Source organism: Ferrimonas pelagia (assembly GCF_039543565.1).
Lineage (GTDB): Bacteria > Pseudomonadota > Gammaproteobacteria > Enterobacterales > Shewanellaceae > Ferrimonas > Ferrimonas pelagia.
Map to the genome: position 1 here is coordinate 1 of NZ_BAABJZ010000061.1, position 15,376 is coordinate 15,376.

Sequence of the window (15,376 nt, forward strand, 5' to 3'; positions counted from 1 at the left end):
ATGACCACATTGTCGACCAGGTTGCAGATGCTTGGAACAGCTTTCGAAAAGATGCAGAACAAGTGCGGCATCTTTGCAGCAGGGAATGGGCCAGACTGACCAAATAGATAATGGAATTGGTATAACGGACCTCTATCCCTGAACTCGTAAGCAAGCCCACCCAGCCACCTCGATGGCACTTTATCTAACCTAACAGCGTCGATCCGACGACCGCTCCGAGTCCCGGTCATCGCTCCCCAAAAGACTCAAGGTCGACTCACAAAGCCACCCGCCCAAACCGAAGGGACAAAAAAGGGCACTCAACGAGCGCCCTTTGAAAAATCAACTTAGGTTAAGCCAGCGCGGCCTTATCGATGCCAACGACGACGCCATGCCAACCCCATGATGACAATAAGCCAGAGTGATAAGGCGCCACCGGACGACTTTTTGCCCGTATCTGGCTCATCAGGATCAATGGGCTCCTCCGGTTCCTCCGGCTCATCGGCGAACACCCAAGCTCTCATTGGATCATCCTCAAAGGGATCGGCCGCGTCATGAATACCATCACGATCGCTGTCCACTGCCCAGTCTTTGCTGGAATTTAACTGCGTGGGCTCCGTGACCAGACTCGTTGATGTTGGTATCAGGCGTTGGCTGCGATTATCGCCCCAACTGAAGAGCTGCCCTTGCTGGTCGACGGCCATCACACCATCAAAGCCCAGTTGAGTGTGCTGCCAAACACAACGAATGAGGTCACACCCGGTGGGTAACTTCCGTGGCTGGTGGATGGCACTACCATCTCCCTGGCCCGACTGCCCGGCGTTGTTATTGCCCCACAACCACAGACTGTCGTTATTCTGTTGAGCCAAGGAAACATTGCCTGCTGCGCGAAGTCCGGTCCAGCGCGTTGACTGGCCGACACGACTCGGGATCAACCGTGGGCTGCTGTCATCCAATCCCAATTGACCATCAGCATTGGCGCCCCAACTCCACAAACTACCATCCGCGGCAATGGCCAGTGAATGCGATTGACCGGCAGAGATCCGCACCCAATCCGACGCTTGCCCGACCTGAACCGGTTGCGACTGCACCAACAGATCTCCCTGGCCCAATTGCCCTTCGTCGCCCTGCCCCATGGCAAACAATCGACCCAGCTCATCAATCAACAGCAGGTGATCCTGACCGGCTGCGATCTTAGACCAACGGCGTGACGCATCTACCTGTACAGGTGCAGTGATGCTTTCATCTTGGCCCGGTATCAGGCCCCAGCCCCACAGCTGGCCATCAAGATCCAACGCCACCGTGTACGCAGCGCCGGTTGCCACTTGCAACCAAATCGACTCCTGCGCCAACGGCGTGAGCGTTGTCCGCGCCGTCCGATCAGAGAGCCCTAACTGGCCGAGATCGTTCGAGCCAATGCCATACAAACGGCCCTCAACATCCAACGCCATCAGGTGACTTTCGCCGGCCGCAATGGTTCTGAACATCGCATCACCTGACAGGGTACGAAGCCCAACAGATGCACTGTCATCCGGCCCCGCGCCTTGGAGCTGCAAACGCCCCTGATTATCGAGCATGGCACTAAATGACTGCGCCAGCGCCAAACTGGAGCCGCCCAGCTCAGGCTTCAGGAACTGGCTAAAATCCTTATCCGCTTTATCACGCGGGGCTGGATCAACAAAGTTCGCTACGCCATCGCCGTCGATGTCAGGATCACTATTGTCACCAATGCCATTGCCATTGCTGTCTTGGCTTTCGTTTGGATCCAACGGGAAGGCATCGTCTCCGTCGAGCACACCATCACCATCGGTATCCGGATTGCTAGGATCCGTTCCGGATTCATACTCCTCACGGTTGGTTAGGCCATCGTCGTCCCAATCCTCATCGGCATCGCGGGGATCAAACGGATTGAGTCCATGCTCCAGCTCCCAATAATCGGGGATCCCATCGCCATCCACGTCAGACGGTGCATTGATCACCGGCATTGGGGCGATCGTCACTGGCTGCTCGTTCAACTGCAGGTTGCCCAGTGATAACGCACTCTCAAGAGCTGTCGAACGAGTGAAGTTGAGGGTCAATACCGAGCCATTGGCCGGCAAGGGTTTCGCTGACGCCATAGCGATCTGCAGGCGTCCCGGTGTTTGCCCATTGATCACCGCACTCCAATCTTCAGTCACCACCCCTTGCGATACCTGCTGCAAGCTAACGTGTGCTGGGTCAAACTCGAAGATGGCGTCGATGGCGGACACCTGACTGTTCACCCCGCCAACATACAGATCCAATGCTATCAGTCCATCCGCTAGCTCACGACGGTTGTAAAGCAGTGCAGTGGCATCGGATTGCTGGCTCATCGCGTCGCCAGACACATTGCCGGACGGATCGCCCATCAACCAACCGATAAAGTCCTGCCCTCCGAGGTCGGAGTGCAGATCATCATATTGGTAGCTGGCCGGTGAGAAGCCCCACATGGCGGGCGTTCCAGGCAGCGGCAAGCTGGTCAAGCCAGCGGCAAACTCCAAGACTGCATTGGCTTCCATCGCCATGACGCTGCCATCGCCATTAAGATCCGCTGCCATCAGAGCAAAGCCTGTGAGCGACTCACTGCCTGTGATGTGTTTGAGCATCAATGAGGCATCGTAAGCGGTGATCGCCTCGCTGCCTTGTTCGCGGGTTGCATGCAAGGTGTGGGCGCCAGAGCGCACACCTGCCAAGGCGTACTGTCCTTGCTCATTGGTTTTGCTTAATGACGTACCGTTATCAAGCACCACTTGGGTGTCTGCCAGTGCGTGACCTAACCAGTGCGTGATGCCACCGGTTAAGGCATATCCGGCCACGACGGACACGGAGCCTGAGTAACGCGTGGTCTCGATGGCACCGTCATTCAAGGCCGCCCTGACTACGTCGATATCACCGGACATGTCTTCGTTGCCGATGACCGTGAACTCCAACATCACCAGGCTACCGTCACCGACAGCACTGCTGCCTCCGCTCGCCGCAGCCAGACGCAACTGACCATCGGCTGGCTGGTGATCGCTCAGACTCCAGGCGGAGGCCAAAGCCCCCTTGCGCACCTGCTCCAAGCGCAGCAAGCTGCTATCAAAATCAATATCCAGCTCAAACGCCTTCAGGCCGGAAACATTGCTGACACGGACAGGCACGTCCAAGGTTTGGCCATATCCCGCTTCAAAGTCGGCGATCCCCACCGTCACATCGGCGGACTGGAAGGTAAACCCACCGGCCAATCGACCTGACTTGTCATCTGGGTTAGTCACCACCACATCAACCGTGCTCGGCACCTGAGGTCCACTAATACAGCGCAATTCACTGCCGCTGATCAACTGCGGCGCTTCACACTCACTTTCTCCCAGCTTGATGCTGGCACCGGATTTAAAGTTGCTGCCCACCAGTGTCAGCTCAGTACCGCCAGTGGCCGGGCCGGACGTCGGTGACAATTGGGTGATCACCGGGGCATCATTCACCACGATGCGATGGGGCGTGGCGGAACGCCCACTGTAGGCGTAGCTGGTGCCGTCGGTGGCCTCAATGTAGTACTCCACCCCCGGGGCCTGGACCACGCTACCGGGAACGGTGGCGCGATAGACGCTGTTTTGCTGACTGGTCATCGCCAGCGTCTGATAGCTCCCCTGACCCTGAGTGCGGTAGTAGAGGCTCACCCCTTGCACCGCAATGTTGTCGGTGACCGTGGCTTGCACCAAGACATTGGCACCGTAACCCGCCGATACCACCGGCGTATGGCTGATCACAGGCGGAACCGTATCCACCGGCGTCGCTGAAGCGGTATTGGAGGGATCGGACTCCCCAGCCGCCGACATCACCCGGAACTGGTAGTAATACAGTTGTCCCGGCTCGACGTTTTCATCCCGATAAGTACGGGTTTCGTTGTCGATCATCGACTGATGAATGCGTTGGTAGCCGCTATTGGCCTCAGTAGAGCGATACAGGTTAAACCCGTACAGGGTCTCGAAATCATCCTGCGACCAAGACAGCTCGACAAAGCCTTCACCGCCACTGGCTTGCAGGTTCAAGGCTTCCAAACCGCCACTGGCCACATGGAAACGGTAGCGGGCATAGTCATTGCCGGTCACCAGCCAGGCGTCATCAGCGGCGACCGCTCCTTGAATGCGCGCGTATTGATAGCCGTCGGAGGCCACCGGCGAGATATGCACCTTGCCTTGCCAAGTACGAGCGTCGATCCAGTCACCCGCCACCGGGAAATCGGTGTAAGGAAAATCCGGACCGAAGAACACCTTGGGCTGAACGTCGGTGTCCATATCTCGGTTAAACTTGGCCCGCCAGATCATCGCCTCGGCACCAAACTTGCCGTCCGGACGGGGGTTGCCATCGCCATCGAGCAGTTGCAGATCGGCGACAAAGGGGTAAGCGGACTCCGGCGCGTCGATCAGGATCGGATCCAGCTTGGCCACATTGCGGTTAAAGTCATCGTGATAGTCGACCACGGTATGGTCGATCAAGGTCTGACTGGTGGTGCCCCAGAAGTTGCCGCTGAAGTCCTCATACGCCTTATCGCCACTGCGGGTAGCGGTTTCGATCTGCATCCAACGGTCGGGGTTCGGGTCCCAATAGCGGTTCAAGATGGCGTTATTGCGGAAGGCACTGTCGGACTGGAAATCGGTCTCGATAAACAGCTCAAGCGCGGAACGAACCGTGTTGACGCCTGGGTCCGTTTCCAGCTCAAGAATAAAGGCGTCGGTGGTGTAATCAGGGCGAACGCGTTCATTTTTCAGCGTTCGATATTCTATGCCCCAGGAGCGCTTGAATTCCTGATAATCAACTGGCTGATATTTACAGGCGTATTGATATCCTCCTAGACAACTTTCAAACCACGACTGTTTCTGGTTTATTACCCACTGCGCGTCTGTTTCAGCATTAGCACACTGGTAATAGTTATCAGAGCGACACGCTTCATAATTATCATAGCCTTGGTTTTTGAGCATTGAATCGAGGCGATACCATGCATGATCGTCTGCAAATTTAGTCAACCTCTGTTCAAGCCACTCCTCGGTAAGCTCACCTTCCGGCTCAAAGTCGCAAGCGGCAGGGTCGGTACCAGAACCTCCGCAATTTATATCCCACTTCCGTTCTTCGAGCTGTCTATGCAAATAGGGTAAGAATGGCTGAACGCCATCAATGGTCACCACTTCCGGATCATGGCTGTGGTTCGGCCAGTAGACTTGCCCATCCAAGAAATCGTAAGTAGGAGACTCCCCATTGCTCCAAACATAGTCACCGCTTTCCTGCAGGACATAGCCGACATTAGCCCGGCTACTCCATTCATCCCACTGATCACTCTTAAAGCCATACAACCAATCTGAGATGGCATCAAACTCTGCCTCATCCGAAACCGTCAGCAGGTGGCCATTAGCAGACAGGCTATCAACAAAACGCTGTGCGTCCTGCCAATTCCAACCAGACAATGAAGTTCGATAGTATATTTTGCCATTATATGCTAGAGGTGCTTCAACACTATAACTAGCCGACATACTTGTAGGCTTGTATAATTTAGAAGCCGCCAGACCATCATAAGATGTACTTTTCACATTACCTAGGAAAGTATTGTTAGAGCCGACTTCGTCGTAGCTGCTTACACTAACTTCTCCGTCACTGAAGTAATATGCATGAACATTTTGTACAAAAGAGTTATCAATTAGACTACCAGAAATACTCCTTGGTAATCTAACGTGAGAATAATAGTACCACTGCGCTGGATATCCCAATCCGGTAAAGCGACTATTATATACTTCGGAACCGTATATTTTGATCGATGACTCGTACTCCCAATATGTATCTGGATTCCTCGTATAATAGAGGTGCAAAGACTCTTGACCTCGTTTAAACTCAACGCGATCAAACTTGGCATTAGTGTATTCATCTAACTTTATATTTGTTAGTTCTGCAAACTGTACATCAATGTTTGATCCTCCCGAGGTTCGAATTACCACCATACGGTCGGGAAACAATGTTGAAGGTGCCAAGACCACAGGCGCATCCGCCGTTCCTTCGACGATAAGCGAACCATCCACTTGGAGATAGCTGTTTTTAAACTGGGCATAGACGTCATCCGGTTGACTGCCCCAAAACTGCACCTGCACACCGGGGCCCATTTTTAACGTGGTCCCAGCTTCGATCAACACCGGCTTGTCGATGATATACAGCGCATTGGCATCCAGGGTGATCACCCCATCGGCCACGCCGTCGGTATCTAAGTCGCCGCCCGGAGTACCGGGCAGATCCCCCGATAGGATAGAGGGCAATTCGATCCCTCTGCTCACCAACAGCTGGAATTCGCTTTGGAACTGATAAGTGTTGCTGTCATCCGGATCCAGGCCGTTCTGCGCGGTAAAATTCACCTGGAAATTGATGACGTGATTGTTGGGCGTATCTTCGCGAACCCGGAAGCGGAACGGATTTTCCACCCCGGTGACCACGCCTTCGCCGTCGTAGATCAAACCGTTATCGTCATTGCCAAAGGTGCCGACTGAGTTGTAGTTGACACTGTCAATGAGCCACTCGACGTAAGGATCCGGCCCGATCGCGCCATCGACTTGTGCCGCCACCGTCACCTGCACATTGTCCGCCTGACCCCATTGGTTACGGACGATCAGCGCCAGATCAATGGTCTCACCCGCGTCCACCTTGCCGTTGTTGTTATTGGCGTCACTGGTGGCTTTTTCATCCCACAGATAGTGCTCCAGATAGCTCAACTGTGGCTTGGGCGTATTGGTCAACGCCTGATAAGCATCCACACTGTGATAGCTCAGCGGCGCTTTTTTCGGATCATAGGTAATGCCCTGCGTGACCTGACCGGTGGCCGCCACCTGACCCATGATAAAGCGTGAGGAATACTTGGCTTTATCGTCAAACCGGGTACGCACCAGCGCTGCAATGCCGGATACCACAGGCGCCGCCATCGAGGTACCGTCCCACTTGGCGTAACCGCCACCGGGAATGGTGGATAGGATATTACTGCCCGGCGCCATCAACTCATATTCGACGTTATCATCGGCGATGCAATCCCAGTTGGAGAAACCCGCCAGCTTATCGCCGTTGCCATTAGGGAATTCGGCTTCAGCCATCACGCCGACCACCCACGGGTAGGCCGCCGGATACATGCGCTCAAAGTTCAGCGGATCACAATACGGATCGTTGGTTCTGCCGTTATTACCCGCAGAGGCCACCAACACTGCTTGGCCAAACGCCAGCCCCAATGCGTCCTGCTCCGCCTGAGAATAACCGGTGCCACCAAAGGACATGTTGATCACATCCGCGCCATGCTCCACCGCGTAGTGAATGCCCTCGGCAATGTCGGCCGAGGTCAAAATGCCGGTGTACTGGGCGGCCTTGATCGCCATGATCTTCACATTGTGGGCAATGCCCACGCCGCCCTCACCGTTGTTGGCACGGGCGGCGATGATGCCAGCCACATGGGTTCCGTGGCCATGGTCGTCCATGGGATCCCCGTTGTGATCCCAACTGGAGCCCAATACAGAGACGCCGTGGATGTCATCAACAAAGCCGTTGCCATCGCTGTCTTGGCCGTTGGCGGTCTCGCCCTGATTGACCCACATATTAAGCTTGAGATCCGGATGGGTATAATCCACCCCGGAGTCGATCACCGCTACGACGATGTCGCCATGTCCACCGGTCGGAAGGTCTTTGCCTTCCAAGTAGGTCCATGCCTCCGGCGTTTGGGTGCTGGGGATATGCCACTGCTCGGCATAACGGGGATCGTCAAAGTCACTGCTGCTGACGGCCGGTTTACCAGTCAATGCCCGCACCTGTGGCTCTTCAATCCATTCAATGTCAGATCGCGCCGCCAACTGTGTGATCAGCGCCTCTCTATCACCGCCACGAGGCAGTTTGGCGCGATACCAACGCGCTAGCTGTTTGCGCGCTTGCTGTTCCTGATCAGACATGGCGCCGAAACGGCGCATGCTGTTGACGCCCGCCTTAAACAGCGGCTCCATCTCCAGTCCGGCAACGGCGCTGGTTAACTCAACTTGTGGATCAACGCTGAAGCGACTTATGCCATCGGCGGGCGCCATCTTTATCAGCAACTCCTGACCGACGCTGTCACAATCCTTGCCTTTACAGCGAAGCACCTTTTTTTCCGGATCAAAGCGTTGATCACCAAAAGGCTCTAACGAGCGATAGGGCCCACGGAACTGCGCGCGTTTGGCCATCTCTACCGGATCGGGCAGGCTGACGCCCTTTGTCACTTCCTCGATCGCAACCGGGATCGGTGCAACCGTAGCGTCGTCGACAGCCTGAACCGTGTTGGCCGCCAACCCGCTGCAAAACAGCCAATTAGCCGACAACACCATCGCCCAAGAGTGAGCTAACCTCATATTAACATCCTGTTTTTATTGGTAATCCTTCGTGCATAGTACAGGATAGAAAAGCGAAGTTAATGTGTTGAATCTGATTGCCGTCACTCTTGTTACTAAGATGCAATTGCCGGAATGTTTTGCTCTCTCGACGGAAGAGTACGACCACATCCACTCATGCACTTGCGCGAGTGACTGCAGATATCCTTCTCAGCAGCCCAGCTGAATGACTTCAAAGCCAGATCAACTGCTCAGGGTTAAAACCCAGAGCCCGAGCCTGAGCGATAAATTGCAGCTTGATCGCCTCGGGTACGCTCTCGCTGCGGGCCAACAGCCACAGATAGCCGTTAGTGTTGCCACTGATAAAGGCGTATTGATAGTTGTCATCCAGCCAGAACACCGCGTAGCTGCCATAAAACGGGCCGAAGAAGGAGACCTTCAGATGCGCCGTGTCCGGCGTACCGACGAAATAGGCTTTGCCCTGGGCTTCACGCCATTCCCCCGTCTGCGTATCCCAGCCGCGGTTGATCACCCGCACGCCGCCATCGTCACGCATCGAGTAGGTCGCGCTGACTTGGCTGAGGCCACGCTCAAATGAATGATCCAGCCGGGCAACCTCGTGCCAGGCCCCCAGATAACGGTTCAGCTCAAACCCTTTGACTGGCTCAACCCCAGCGGGCAACCCCGTACAAGCCACCAGCAGTGGCAACCAACACATCAAGCATAATCGCAGACCGCGCATCCCCTATCCCCTGAACTCGTTTGTTTTATCTCTCTCAGTACGCAGTATGAACCATCGGGATCACCCATGCCGCTCCTCCCCACAGGGATCAGCCCAGCCCATCCGTCAACAACCCTGAGCTTCGGTTTCCCCCCAATGACCTAAGCTTACAAGCCACACCCGCAGTTGTAAGCGACGGAGTTGTTGTATGTGTCGATATATCCATTGGGGTTGGCTGATCGCAGCGCTCTGGCTGACGCCCGTGCACGGCTACGATCTCTCTTGGTCCGCCTTTGCCGATCGCACCGAGCCTCAGCCGTTAGCGGGTGCGATCTTATCCGGCGAGCGCTACATCTTCATCGACATCGACAGCGGCTTGGAGCAGGTTCGCTTCGCCATCGATGGCGTCGACGAACAAACTGAGAACAATGCCCCGTGGGATCTGGCAGGCACCGAGTCCAATCGCCAAGCGCGCCCCTTTGATACCGGCCAGCTCAGCAATGGCCTGCATGTGATCAGCGCCACCTTGTTCCCCACTCAGGGGGATCCGATCGAGCTGAGCGCCACTGTCACCATCGATAACGAGGCAAGCCAACTGGCACTGCAACTGCAGCCCAGCACGATCACCCTAACCGGTTCCAGTGGTGAATTGCTCAGCGGCGTGTCCACCCTGTCGAGCTCCGGCGGCCAAGCGGCTGCCTTTGCCTTCAGCGAGAACGCGCCTTGGCTCAGCGTCAGCGCGGACAGCAACGTGCTGCCAAGCGAGCTGATCATCGCAGCCGATACCAACGAGCTGACCGCTGGCAGCTACCAGGCGGATATCAGTCTCAGTGCCGATGGTCATACCCCAACCAGCCTGACCGTCCAACTGACCGTCGGCGCCCTGTCCGATCACGCCCCGCAGCTGCACCTCGCGTGGGATCAGGGCAGCGACAGCTTCACCGCCGTCTGGTTCAGCGCCAACGACGGCACCGACTCCCTGCTCCAGTACCGCGCCAGTGGGGCCTCGCAATGGCAAAGCGCCAGTGGCAGCGTGCGCCACAGCAACGCCGACGGGCTCTACCATCAGGCCACCGCCAGCGGTTTGAGCCCCAGTACCCTGTACGATTACCGGGTGCAGATCCGGCCGCAAAGCGTCAGCCAGATCTACCAAACCCAAAGCGCGCCGGCCTCAGGCAGCGAGTGGGATCTGCTCTACTTTGCCGATACCGGGCTGGTGGGGCGCGGCGACGGACTGGCGACCAGAACCCAAGCGGTGATCGATGCCATGACCGCCATGACCCCTGAGCTGCTGCTGCCCGGCGGTGACTTGATCTACTACAACACCGACAACCGCTACGGCACCCTCGAGCGCAGCATCGATGCCTGGTTTGATCAGATGTACGAGATCGCCAGCCGGGTGCCCATGATGCCCACCTGGGGCAATCACGAGATCATCCTCAACGAAGGCTTTGAGCCTTGGCGTGCGCGTTTCCCGACGCCCGCAGGCTGGGACAATGGCCGCATGTACGCCTTTGACGTCGACAACGTGCATTTCATTGCGGTGTACGGGCTGCGAGAAAACTTCCCGATGCCGGACGAGGCGCTGCAATGGTTAACCGCGCACTTTAACGAGATCGCCGGCCGAGGTTACCGCTGGATCGTGCCCTATTTTCATGCCGCCCCGTTTTCCAATGGCGCCAACCACCCCGACGCGAAGGATCTGCGCGCCCAGTTGGCGCCGCTGTTTGAAGCCCATGGTGTCAAGTTGGTGCTGACCTCGCACGACCAATCGTTTGAGCGCACCTTTCCCTTGATTGACGTGCCGAAAAACAACACCCCAACCAGCGATTCGCTCAGCTGTTACACCCGCAATGATGGGATCAGCTGGGTCAAGATCAGCCCCGCTGGCAAGCTGAGTAATCGCAACGCCGGCTTCTCTCCCTGGCGAGACGATCCCGCGCCTTACTGGACCGCCGCGCGCGACAACAGCATGCACCACTTCGGTCAGTTGGTGTTTGCCGCCAATGGCGACATGATCATGAACACCTATGGCGTGCTGGCCGGGCAACCGGTTCAGCTCACCGACCAGTTTCGCTATGCCGACAGTTGCGATGGTGCACCGGGGCTGACCGTCAGTCCCACCCACCTCAGCTTCCGCCAGGCGGTCGACGACAGCCAGAGCCAGGCACTGAACATCAACAGCATTCCGGTCGAAAGCCTTTCCCTTAGCGAAGACGCGGACTGGCTGACGCTGTCCAGCAATGGCGGCGAAACCCCGCTCACCGTGGTCGCAACCGCCAACAGCCAGGGGCTCGGCGCCGGTAGTTATCAAACCCAGATAGTGATAGACAGCAGTTTTGGCAGCCGCAGCGTGCCGATCAGCCTTAATGTCACGGCGGAGCCCGGTGAGTATCAGATCGTGCTGGCCAACAACCCAGAACGCACCAATGCCGTGTTGTTGGACGGTCAAACCGTGTCCGGCGAGATCTATGTCTTTACCACGCCGGACGACGGCGTCGAGCGTGCCACCTTCTTCCTCGGCCAGACGCAGCTCAGCCAAGTCAAACGCGAAAGCACCGCGCCGTTCGATCTGGGCGGCACCGAAAGTGATCGCTCCGCCCGAGCGTTTGATACCCAAGCGCTCAGCGACGGGGTTTACCAACTACGGACCGATCTTGAGCTCAACGATGGCAGCACGCTCTCGCTGTTTGCCAGCTTTACCGTCGCCAATGAGGGCACGCCCCCGCCACCACCGCAAGGCTTGGTCTTTAGCCCAACCGGCCTCAGTCCCAGCCTACAGTTGCCGGACACCACAGCAACGCTTTCGGCCAATCTCAGTGCCGGAGAATCGACCACCGCCAGCCTCAGTAGCGACGTGCCCTGGCTCAGCGTCAGTCCCACCTCAGTGCAAACCCCGGCCAGCATCAGCATTGCGCTGGATGCCAGTGCCCTCGCCGTCGGTCAGCACCAAGGTCAGATCCGCGCCGCAGCGGGCGATGACAGCGCGATCCTAACGGTCGATCTGCAGCTGCGCTCAGAACCGCTACCAAGCAACAGCGCGATCTGGCTGTCGCTTAGCCCAGATCGCAGTGCCGCCGTAGCACTCGAAGGCCAAACCGTGACCGGTGAGATCTATGTGTTTGTCACTCCGGAAGAGGGGCCAGACCAAGTGCGCTTCTATCTGGACGATCCCGAACGCAACAGCGTCGAGCAAAGAGAAAACAACGCGCCATGGGATCTGGCCGGTACCGCCGGCGGCAGTCGGCCCGCGCGACCGTTTGATACCCGCGAATTAACCCCGGGTAGCCACCTGCTGAGCGTGGAGATCATCACCGATGGCAACGTCGAGGTGTTGGAGATCAACTTCAATGTGGGCCCACAATAACGTCTGCTATCCCGGCGCGGCACAGCGCCGGTTTGCAGCGTCGGTGCAACCGCGCTAGGCTGGGGGCCATTGCTGCTATTAGGCTGGAGTATGTTAAACGTCGTTCGCGCCTCACGCCCCTTCGCCATTGCACTGCTGTGCACGCTCACTCTGTCCGCTTGTCCGGCGCCGGAGGAGCAGGCGCAGATCCGGCAGTTGGGACACTATCCGGCGACGCACTTGAGCGGCGAAACCCTAACCCTGCTCAACTGGAACATTTATAAACAACGACAGGCTCCCGAGTGGCAGCAGGAGCTGTCTGCGATAAAGCGAGACTATGCCCCCCAAATTCTGACGTTTCAGGAGATCAACGTCGATCTCAGCCAAGATCCCGGCTTCGACGGCTTTGGCCAGCAGTTTGCCGCCAACCTGAAGCTCGACGAGTCACAAGCCTCCGGCGTCGCCACCGCCAGCCGCTCGGCGCCGATCGCCAGCCAGGCCTACCTGTCGGATCCCAAAGAGCCCCTCTTAGCCAGTCCGAAGCTGTTTCTCACCACCGAGTTTGCCCTCAGCCAGCGCGACGATACCCTGCTGCTGGTGAATATCCATGCCATCAACTTTGTTACCACCCATAACTACCAGCGCCAGCTGCTGCAATTGCGCCAACAGGTACTTAGCCACAGCGGACCGATGATCCTGGCCGGCGACTTCAACAGCTGGAATCCCACCCGACGCCAGCAGCTGGATCAGATCGCCGAGCAACTGCAACTGCAAGCCGTTCAATTCAGTCAGCCGGTGAGCGCCTTCATGGGCCAGCCGCTGGATCACATCTACCACAGCCCCCATCTGAGCGTCAGCCAAGCGCACACTCTGGCGCAATACCAAAGCTCCGATCATCACCCCTTGTTGGTCGAGTTTGCCTTTTTGCCAAACAGGCCATAGAAATCAACGAACGCGCTTGTTCTCGCTGCTAACATGACTTTAAATATCTGACGTTTCAGATTTAATCGGTAGTAAATGGACCAGATCTATCAAATCATCGGCCTGGTGGGCGTGATCCTCTACTGGCTGCTGGTGGCCGGCGTCTCCTTGCGTATTGCCCTACAGCGCCGCAGCGTTGGGGTTTCAGCCGCCTGGCTGCTGGTGATCTACATCCTGCCACTGCTGGGGGTGGGCCTGTACCTATTGTTTGGTGAGCGCAACATTGGCCGTGGCCGCCGCGAACGCGCCGCGCAGATGTTTAACGCGTATCGCCAATGGTTTGGCGAGCTGGAGCAGCGCCACCGCCAACATCAGGGCAATATGGGCCCCCACGCTCACCCCATTCACCACCTGTGCTTCAAGCAACTCGGGATCCCCAGCACCCTAGGGAATCAGCTGCTCTTGCTGCGCAGCCCGAACACCATCTTTGCCGCCCTGCTCAAGGACATTGCCGAAGCCCAGCACGAGATCCAACTGCAATTTTACATCTGGCACCCAGGTGGGCAGGCCGACGACGTCGCCCTAGCCCTGATCGACGCGGCGCAACGCGGCGTCAGCGTCCGGCTGTTGCTGGATGCCGCAGGCAGCCGGGATTTCTTTAACAGCCCCTGGCCCAAGCGGATGCGCGGCGCCGGTGTGGCGATCGTTGAAGCCCTCTCAGTCAGCGCCCTGCGGATGTTCTTTCGACGGATGGATCTGCGCCAACACCGCAAGATCATCGTGTTGGATCATCGCATTGGCTACAGCGGCTCGATGAATCTAGTCGATCCCGGCTACTTCAAGCAAAATGCCGGCGTCGGTCAGTGGATCGACGTTATGGTCCGCCTGACCGGTCCCGCAGTCACCACCCTGTCGGCCATCCATGCCTGGGACTGGGAAGTGGAGAGCGGTGAGCGCACCCTGCCTAGCCTGCCCCAGGCCGACAACCGACCGGACACCGAGCACCTCACGGATGCCCTGCAGGTGATCCCATCCGGCCCCACCCTGCCAGATGGCGTGATCCAAAAAGTGCTGCTGCTGGGGATCTACCACGCCCGTGAGCGGATCACCCTATGTGCGCCCTACTTCGTCCCCAGTGAACATCTGCTCGAAGCCCTGATCACCGCGGCGCAGCGCGGCGTGCGCGTTGAACTGATCCTGCCGGATAAGAACGATTCGCTGATGGTGGGCTGGGCCAGCCGCTCCTTTTTCAATGAGCTGCTCAGCGCCGACGTCACCATCTACCGTTTCCAGGATGGGTTGCTACACACCAAGGCGGTGCTGATCGACGACGACTACTGCCTGATCGGCTCGGTCAACCTCGACATGCGCAGCCTGCGTCTCAATGATGAGATCACCATGGCGCTGGACGATGAGAGCTTCTGTCAGGAGCTGGCGCAGTTGATGGAGCAGTACCGCAACCAGTCTTACGCCATGGATCACACCCTGTGGCAGCAGCGCTCGCTGCGTCATAAGCTGACCGAGCAGTTCTTCTACATGTTTGCGCCGCTGCTCTAGTCCAAGCCGCGCAATGACGCTCTGAGCCTTGCCGGCTTGCCGAGCAGGATCCTGAGCCTTCGACCAACCTCTTACCGGCGATGCCTCCGCGCCGCCGGGCAATCAAAATTATGCTGCCAACACCAACAAGTCCCCACCCAATAGCCGGGGCCGACTCGCCTGCCGTGGCCAGCTCTCATGGTTACTTCAACCCCATGCGTTGTCATCGACGTCGTTCAGCTCCCACCTCACGGTAGGCACCATTGCCAACCCACGAGCGGCTTCGAGTCCAGGCCAGCACTGGGCACTTCAGCCCGTCATCCGGTCGCAACCACGGAAAGCAGAGCCATCGCGGTCAATACACGGTGCCGTGCTTGGCACAATCGAGTAGGAGGGGGCCTTGCGGCCCCCGTCCTCTCACACCACCGGGCATACGGTTCCGTACCACGGCGGTTCAAGTTAAACCTTTGAGCCGCTGATAATGACCCAGCAGCGATATCAGTCCTA

Annotated in this window: 5 protein-coding genes; 3 read left to right on the plus strand and 2 right to left on the minus strand. The window is 57.5% G+C overall.

What is annotated here, in order from left to right; genetic code table 11:
* Nucleotides 1-347: 347 nt before the first annotated feature.
* Nucleotides 348-8,366 (minus strand): RCC1 domain-containing protein, encoded by an 8,019-nt coding sequence (locus ABEA08_RS10035; RefSeq protein WP_345335158.1) that lies wholly within the window; start codon nt 8,364-8,366, stop codon nt 348-350.
* A 211-nt stretch (nt 8,367-8,577) separates the two neighbouring features.
* Nucleotides 8,578-9,063: a lipocalin family protein gene (locus ABEA08_RS10040; RefSeq protein WP_425557354.1), complete on the minus strand. Its 486-nt coding sequence runs from the start codon at nt 9,061-9,063 to the stop codon at nt 8,578-8,580.
* A gap of 211 nt (nt 9,064-9,274) precedes the next feature.
* On the opposite strand from ABEA08_RS10040, the gene ABEA08_RS10045 reads away from it, so the two are divergent.
* The 3 genes from ABEA08_RS10045 (at nt 9,275) to cls (ending at nt 14,890) form a co-directional block, all read left to right on the plus strand.
* The gene (locus tag ABEA08_RS10045) at nt 9,275-12,433 is read left to right on the plus strand and encodes a fibronectin type III domain-containing protein (RefSeq protein ID WP_345335160.1); all 3,159 of its coding nucleotides are present in this window, start codon (nt 9,275-9,277) and stop codon (nt 12,431-12,433) included.
* Nucleotides 12,434-12,523: 90 nt separating this feature from the next.
* Nucleotides 12,524-13,354, plus strand: a complete 831-nt coding sequence (locus ABEA08_RS10050; RefSeq protein WP_345335161.1) for an endonuclease/exonuclease/phosphatase family protein — start codon at nt 12,524-12,526, stop codon at nt 13,352-13,354.
* Nucleotides 13,355-13,429: 75 nt separating this feature from the next.
* Nucleotides 13,430-14,890 (plus strand): cardiolipin synthase, encoded by a 1,461-nt coding sequence (gene cls, locus ABEA08_RS10055; protein WP_345335162.1) that lies wholly within the window; start codon nt 13,430-13,432, stop codon nt 14,888-14,890.
* Nucleotides 14,891-15,376 lie beyond the last annotated feature (486 nt).